Genomic DNA, 6,947 nt, shown 5'->3' on the forward strand with positions numbered 1-6,947 from the left:
CGGCGGCGGGCGGCGCCGATCGCGCGCAGGGCCGGAGCGTCGCCGCGCCGGGACGCGGCCTCGGCCAGGGCCAGGACGAACAGGTCGCGCTGGGCGTTGCTGCCGCCGAGCTGCGGGAGAGCGGCGCCAAGCCGGTCGAGCGACCCGCGCTCCCCGCCCATCCCGGCGATCGCGCGGACCAGCGGCAGGCCCAGATCGGCCGCCACCCGGGCCTGGTCGCCGCCGCCCTGGGCACGCACCTGCAGCGCCATCACCAGCTCCGCCGCCGCCGGCCGGTCGCCGAGCGCGACCAGGGCGATCAGATTGTGCAGCGCGGCGAAGACCAGGGTGGTGTCGGCCCGCCGCTTGCGCGCGATCTCCGCCAACTCGGCCCAGCGGCCGCCGACATCGACGCCCAGCCGCTCCAGCCGCCACAGCAGCGACACGGCATTGGCCATGTCGCGGAAATCGTCGGTCGGCGCCGGCCGCACCTCCCGGTCGTACAGGTCCAGCACGCGCTCATGCTCGCCGCGCTCCAGATGCAGCAGCGCCAGGTGCCAGGCCATGTGGAAGCTGAAATTGTTGCAGCGGGACCAGCTGCCGCGACTGGCCTCCAGCCACTCGATGCCGGCGGCGGTCTCGCCCCGCATCTCGTGGACGTGGGAGACGGCATGCAGCCCCCAGGCATCGTCCGGCTCCATCGCCACCGCCTGGCGGCCATAGGCCTCGGCCGCGGCATAGGCGCCGTGCTCCTCGACTGCGAAGGCGTGGCAGCCCAGCAGGAAGCCCGCGGCCGGCCGATCGGGACACCACACCGCCATCATCCGCTGCGACGCGGCCAGCATGCCGGCGGCGTCGCCCAGCATGAAGCGCAGCGCATGCGCGATCTTGAACGGCAGGAAGGTGGCGGGTCGGTCGGCGAAGCTCCGGTCCAGGGACGTCGCGGCGTCGGCAAAGCGGTCCTCCGCGGCCAAGGCCAGCGCCTCGACCAGCGCCCGCTCATCTATGGTGCCGCCGTCCCGCGCCGCCAGGGCCCGCCGGGCGGCGGCCAGCGCCTCGCGCGCCGGCCCGGCCAGCTCCTCGCGGGCCAGGATCAGGCTGGCGAAGCCCTTCAGCGCCAGGGCCGGCACATGGTCGGGGTCGGCCTCCAGGGCCCGGCCGAGGGCCAGCCCGGTCGAGGGCCGGTGGGCCGCGAGGCCGCGCACCGCCTCCTCGAAGGCGGCGGTGGCGGCAGGGCTGGCGGAGCTGGTCGAAAGGTCGAAGGCATCCAACGGCATGGCACGTCCTTTGGGCAAGGCTCGACCGTGGCGTCGATCGGGCGACGCGGCGGCAGTTCGGTTCGGAGGGGGTGTCTGGCGGTGGGTCAGCCGTCCGGGGTTGCGACCCTCGACCGCAATGCGGGGAGACCGGTGAGGCCGGCAGGATGCGCCGTCGCCGGATCCGCGGCCCTCGGGGCAAGAAGAGGCAGGAGACGATCCATGGAATGGTCCGCGGAAGAGGCACGCCGCAATGGGCTTGTGACGGCTTCTTCGACAGTCATGCCGCTGGTATTACACGGCCGTGGAAATTTTTTCTGATGCCGGTCGAGCAACGCGCCGGTCCTGTAACGAATCCGGAGTCGGAGCCGTATGAGGTGATGACGCGTGAGTGATCCGGTGCGGGAGGACCAGTGGGCGACATGGATGCGGGCCGCGATCTCGGGCGACGCCGGTGCCTATCGCCTGTTCCTGCAGGCGGTGACGCCGCATCTGCGCGCCATGGCGCGGCGGCGCGGCGCCCTGTTCGGCGGCTCCGCCGCCGATGCCGAGGACGTGGTGCAGGAGGTGCTGCTGGCGATCCATCTGAAGCGCGGGTCCTGGGACCAGTCGCGGCCGATCGGCCCCTGGATCTCGGTGATCGTGCGCAACAAGATGATCGACGCGCTGCGCCGCCGCGGCCGCCATGTCGACGTGCCGATCGAGGATGTGATCGACACGCTGGAGGCCCAGGCGACGCCGGACGGGCTGGAGCAGCGCGACGTCGAGCGCCTGCTGTCGCAGCTGAAGGCGCAGCAGCGCGACATCGTCCGCTCGATCTCGGTCGAGGGCGGCAGCGTGCGTGAGACCGCCACGCGTCTGAGCATGACCGAGGGCGCCGTGCGCGTGGCGCTGCATCGCGCCCTGAAGGCGCTGGCGGCTTTGTACCGGAGTGACACTGATTGAAGACCGATGACCTCATCACCGCCTTGGCGCAGGACGCGCCCGTCCGCTGGCGGCTCGGCCGCGCGGTGGCGGCCGCGATGGCCGGCGGCGCGGTCGTGGCCGGGGTGATCTTCTTCACCGGCATCGGCGTGCGGCCGGACGCGATGCAGGCGGCAATGACAATCCGCTACCTGTTCAAATTCGTCGTCACCCTGGCGCTGGCCGTCACCGCCACCGGGCTGATCCTGCACCTGGCGCGGCCGGGCGTGCCGCTGGGCGCCTGGCGCTGGGCGCTGCTGGCGGCACCGCTGCTGCTGGCCGTCGCCGTGGCGCTCGAGATGATGGCGATGCCGATGTCGAGCTGGGGCGCCCGCTGGATCGGCACCAATGCCCGCTGGTGCCTGACACTGATCCCGCTGATGGCGCTGGGCCCGCTGGCGCTGCTGCTGTGGGCGCTGCGCCAGGGCGCGCCGCGCCACCCGGGCCGGGCCGGGGCGGTCGCCGGGCTGGTGGCCAGCGGCATCGCCGCGACCTTCTATGCCGCGCATTGCCCCGACGACAGCCCGTTCTTCGTCGCCACCTGGTACACGCTGGCGACCGGGATCGTGGTGCTGATCGGCACCCTGGCAGGGCGGCGCTGGCTGCGCTGGTAGCTTTTCAGCCCCGGGCCACGCGTTCGAGATAGGCGCACAGCATGTCGGCCAGCGCCTCGGCATAGGCCTCGATCTCCGCCGGGGTGCGGGGTCGGTCGGAGAAGCTCTTCCCCACCTCGCTCAGCGTGGTCATCACCAGATGGCCGGCCAGGTCGCGGACCGCGTCCGGGACATCGGGCAGCAGCTCCCGCATGAAGGCCTCGCCGGCGCGGCGCCCGGCCGCCCGCACCTCGGTCGCCTCCGGCGCGTCGCGGTACAGCGGCGCGGCATCGTTCAGGGCGCCGCGGATCGCCGCCTCCTCGCATTCCGAGCGCAGGAAGGCGTGGACCAGCCGGCGAAGCCGCTCCAGCGGCGGCGTCCGGTCATCGGCGAGGATGGTGCCCAGCAGGTCGCTGGTCTGCCGCCACTCGTCGCTCTGCAGCCGGAACAGGATGGCGGCCTTGTTCGGGAAATACTGGTAGATCGACCCGACGCTGACCCCGGCCTTCTCGGCCACCCGCGCGGTGGTGAAGCGCTGGGCGCCCTCCTTCGCCAGAACCTGAACAGCGGCCTCCAGGATCGCGGCGACGAGCCCTTCCGAGCGCACCTGCTGCGGCTGTTTTCGCGAGGCAATCTGCGGGGTTCGGCGGTCGGCCACGGACGGCTCCGGCAACGCGACTCAGGAACCTGACGAACTAGTCGTATTTTCGCTTCGGCGCAACACCGCGCCCCTGTTCCGACCGGAGCCTCTCATGACCACCCTGACCACCGCCCCGATCGCGCCCCTGCTGGCCCGGCTGTTCGCCGCAGCCGACGAAGCCTCGCCGATGGCGAGCCCCGACCTGGCCGGACTCGCCGGCGAGCATGAGCGGCTGATGCGCAGCAAGACCGAGTATCTCGACTTCTACGGCCGGCTGAAGGACTTCCCGCTGGCCGTGTCGCGCGAGGCCGGCGCGCTGCTGTACATGCTCGCGCGGGGCTGCGGCGCCCGGTCGATCGTGGAGTTCGGCACCTCCTTCGGCATCTCGACCCTGCACCTGGCCGCGGCGCTGCGCGACAATGGCGGCGGCCGCCTGATTACCAGCGAGTTCGAGCCGTCCAAGGTGGAGCGGGCCCGCGCCAACCTGTCGGCCGGCGGCGTCCTCGACCTGGTCGAGATCCGCGAGGGCGACGCGCTGAAGACGCTGGCCACCGACCTGCCCGAGACAATCGACCTGGTGCTGCTGGACGGCGCCAAGGCGCTGTATCCCGAGATCCTGGACCTGGTCGAGACCCGGCTGCGGCCGGGCGCCTTCATCCTCGCCGACAATGCCGACTACAGTCCGGACTACCTGGCGCGGGTGCGCGCGCCGGGCGGCGGCTACCTGTCGATCCCGTTCGGCGAGGATGTCGAGCTGTCGCTGCGGCTCGGCTGACGCCGCCGCCGGGTGATACGCCCGGCAGCCGCGACCGGGGTCAGTGCCCGCCGGCCTGCGGGATGCGGGCGATGGCCTTGATCTCGAAATCGAAGCCGGCCAGCCAGTTCACGCCGACCGCGGTCCAGTTCGGATAGGGCGGCTCGCCGATCGCCTTCAGCCGAATCGGTGCGATCGTCTCCCATTGCCGGGCCGGGTCGGTGTGGAAAGTGGTCACGTCGACCAGATCGTCGAAGGTGCAGCCCGCCGCCTTCAGCACCGCCGCGAGATTGTCGAAGGCGAGCTGGACCTGCCTGGCGAAATCCGGCTCGGGCGATCCGTCCTCGCGGCTGCCGACCTGGCCCGAGACGAACAGGAGATCGCCCGAGCGGATCGCCGCCGAATATCGGTTGATCTCGTACAGCGCCTGCCGGCCGGCAGGGAAAACCGCATCACGCTTGGCCACAACGTCACTCCGGGTTGGACGAGGCAGGCCGGCCACCCGAGGTTCGGGATCCGGCGCTCTGCGCTCCACATCCGGGGCCATTCACATACGCCCCGTATGTCCATACATCGGTTCATACGCTGCGTATGTCAAATGGAATATACGCGGCGTATGTCATCTGGCGAGACGTTCATGACCCGGGTGCGGCAAATCACCGGCAAAGGAAGCCTCAGCCCTCCATCAGGAAGTCGCCGTGGCGCTCGACGCAGTGCCGGATGAACTCCCGCAGCACCCGCACCCGCGGCAGCTCCGCCTGGTCCTGATGGGCGCTGATCCAATAGCTGCGGCGCAGCCGGACCTCGCCGGGCAGCACCTCGACCAGAGCCGGATGCTGCCCGGCGATGAAGCGCGGCAGCACGCACAGCCCGTCGCCGCGCAGCACCGCGTTCAGCTGCCCCAGCAGGCTGGTCGCCTGCAGCGGTACGCTCAGCCCCGGCAGCACCTCGCCGAGATAGTCCAGCTCGCGGGTGAAGACCAGGTCGTCGACATAGCCGATGAAGCGGTGGGCGCGCAGGTCCTGGCGGGTGCGGACCGGCGGGGCTTCGGTAAGGTAGCCGGCGTCACCGTAGATCGCGAGGTCGTACTCGGTCAGCCGCTCGGTCTGGAACCGGCCCCGGGCTGGCGGCGCCAGCGTCACCGACAGCTCGCCCTCGCGCTGCGACAGCGACTGGATCTGCGACACGGTCACCAGCTCGATCGTCAACCGGGGATAGGCCGCAGTGAACTTGCCGAGATGCCGGGCCAGGAAGTGGTTGCCGAAGCCGTCGGGCGTGGCCAGGCGGATCTTGCCGGCCAGCCCGGCCTGGGGCCGGCCCAACGCTTCCGTCGCCGCCCGCGCCGCGGTCTCGACCCGCTCGGCATGCGGCAGCAGCGCGGCACCGGCCGGGGTCAGCATGTAGCCGACCGGGCTGCGGTGGAACAGCGGCGAGCCGAGCGCATGCTCCAGCGCGGCGATGCGCCGGCTGACCGTGGCATGGTCGCTGCCGATGGCCCGGGCCGCGCCGCTGAGCGTGCCGTGGCGCGCCACCTCGACGAAGTAGCTGAGGTCGTTCCAGTCGTAGCGGCGCATGCCGTTCATAATCGCACAGCCTCCTGGGCAACATTCCGGTACTCCTGATCAAAATCTCCCCGTAAGGCAAGGGCAGCAAATGGGGAGGACTGCCGATGGCCGGGGATCAGGAGTTCGATTTCATCGTCCTGGGGGGCGGGTCGGCCGGCTGCGTCCTGGCCAACCGCCTGTCCGCGGGCGGACGGCACCGGGTGGCTCTGGTCGAGGGGGGCGGCAAGGACGACTGGATCTGGTTCCACATCCCGGTCGGCTACCTCTTCGCCATCGGCAATCCGCGGTCGGACTGGCTGTTCCGGACCGAGGCCGTCCCCGGCCTGAACGGCCGCGACCTCGCCTATCCCCGCGGTAAGGTGCTGGGCGGCTGCTCCGCCATCAACGCCATGATCTATATGCGCGGCCAGGCCGCCGATTATGACGGCTGGCGCCAGCAGGGCCTGGTCGGCTGGGGCTGGGACGACGTGCTGCCGGTGTTCAAATCGCATGAGGACCATTGGCGCGGCGCCGACGCCCTGCACGGTGCCGGCGGCGAGTGGCGGGTGGACCGGCCGCGGCTGCGCTGGCGCATCCTCGACGCCTTCATCGGCGCGGCGGAGCAGGCCGGCATCCCGCGCTCGGCCGATTTCAACAGCGGCGACAACGAGGGCTGCGGTTATTTCGAGGTCAACCAGAAGCGTGGCCGGCGCTGGAGCGCCGCGCGGGGCTTCCTGCGGCCGGCGCTGAAACGGCCGAACCTCACGGTCCTCACCCGGGCGCTGGCCGAGCGGATCGTCATCGAGGACGGCCGCGCCACCGGCGTCGTCATCCGCCACGACGGGCAGCAGCGCCTGTTGCGGGCGCGGGCGGAGGTGATCGTCTCGACCGGCGCGGTCGCGACCCCGGCGCTGCTGGAGCGCTCCGGAATCGGCGACGGGGAGCGGCTGCGGCAGATGGGCATCGCGGTCGCGCGCCATTTGCCGGGCGTCGGCGAGAACCTGCAGGACCACCTGCAGATCCGCCCGATCTTCAAGATCACAGGCGCGCCGACGCTGAACATGCAGTACCGGTCGCTGCTGCGCCGCGGCCTGATGGGCGCCGAATACGCGCTGCTGCGGCGCGGGGCGATGACCATGGCGCCGTCGCAGCTGGGCGCCTTCACCCGCTCCTCGGACCGCCATGCGACGCCCAACCTGCAGATGCACATCCAGCCGC

8 protein-coding genes are annotated in these 6,947 nt (G+C 71.4%); 4 read left to right on the top strand and 4 right to left on the bottom strand.

Annotated features, from left to right (window positions below):
- On the bottom strand, positions 1-1,256 hold a 1,256-nt coding region (locus ABDW35_RS28425; RefSeq protein WP_343717220.1), incomplete at its 3' end, for a hypothetical protein.
- Between the two features lie 366 nt (positions 1,257-1,622).
- Here ABDW35_RS28425 and ABDW35_RS28430 point away from each other — a divergent pair.
- Both ABDW35_RS28430 and ABDW35_RS28435 read left to right on the top strand, forming a co-directional pair.
- The gene (locus tag ABDW35_RS28430) at positions 1,623-2,180 is read left to right on the top strand and encodes a sigma-70 family RNA polymerase sigma factor (RefSeq protein ID WP_343717221.1); all 558 of its coding nucleotides are present in this window, start codon (positions 1,623-1,625) and stop codon (positions 2,178-2,180) included.
- A complete protein-coding gene (locus tag ABDW35_RS28435) occupies positions 2,177-2,812 on the top strand; it encodes an NrsF family protein (protein ID WP_343717222.1) in 636 nt (211 codons plus the stop codon). The genes ABDW35_RS28430 and ABDW35_RS28435 overlap by 4 nt, the downstream gene beginning before the upstream one ends.
- 4 nt (positions 2,813-2,816) lie before the next feature.
- On the opposite strand, the gene ABDW35_RS28440 is transcribed toward ABDW35_RS28435, so the two are convergent.
- Positions 2,817-3,449: a TetR family transcriptional regulator gene (locus ABDW35_RS28440; RefSeq protein ID WP_343717223.1), complete on the bottom strand. Its 633-nt coding sequence runs from the start codon at positions 3,447-3,449 to the stop codon at positions 2,817-2,819.
- 94 nt (positions 3,450-3,543) lie between these two features.
- Between ABDW35_RS28440 and ABDW35_RS28445 the strand changes: the two genes are divergently transcribed.
- Entirely contained in the window at positions 3,544-4,206 is a 663-nt protein-coding gene (locus ABDW35_RS28445) for a class I SAM-dependent methyltransferase (protein ID WP_343717224.1), read from the top strand.
- A 40-nt stretch (positions 4,207-4,246) separates the two neighbouring features.
- Here the strand turns inward: ABDW35_RS28445 and ABDW35_RS28450 are convergent, their stop codons facing one another.
- Both ABDW35_RS28450 and ABDW35_RS28455 read right to left on the bottom strand, forming a co-directional pair.
- On the bottom strand, positions 4,247-4,651 hold the full coding sequence (locus ABDW35_RS28450) for a RidA family protein (protein WP_343717225.1): 405 nt from the start codon (positions 4,649-4,651) through the stop codon (positions 4,247-4,249).
- A 208-nt stretch (positions 4,652-4,859) separates the two neighbouring features.
- Positions 4,860-5,768 (bottom strand): LysR family transcriptional regulator, encoded by a 909-nt coding sequence (locus ABDW35_RS28455; RefSeq protein WP_343717226.1) that lies wholly within the window; start codon positions 5,766-5,768, stop codon positions 4,860-4,862.
- A gap of 86 nt (positions 5,769-5,854) precedes the next feature.
- Here ABDW35_RS28455 and ABDW35_RS28460 point away from each other — a divergent pair.
- A partial coding sequence (locus ABDW35_RS28460) for a GMC family oxidoreductase N-terminal domain-containing protein (protein WP_343717227.1) occupies positions 5,855-6,947 on the top strand: 1,093 nt, incomplete at its 3' end.

The sequence above is a fragment of the Inquilinus sp. genome, assembly GCF_039594555.1.
In the GTDB taxonomy this organism is placed as follows: Bacteria; Pseudomonadota; Alphaproteobacteria; order DSM-16000; family Inquilinaceae; genus Inquilinus.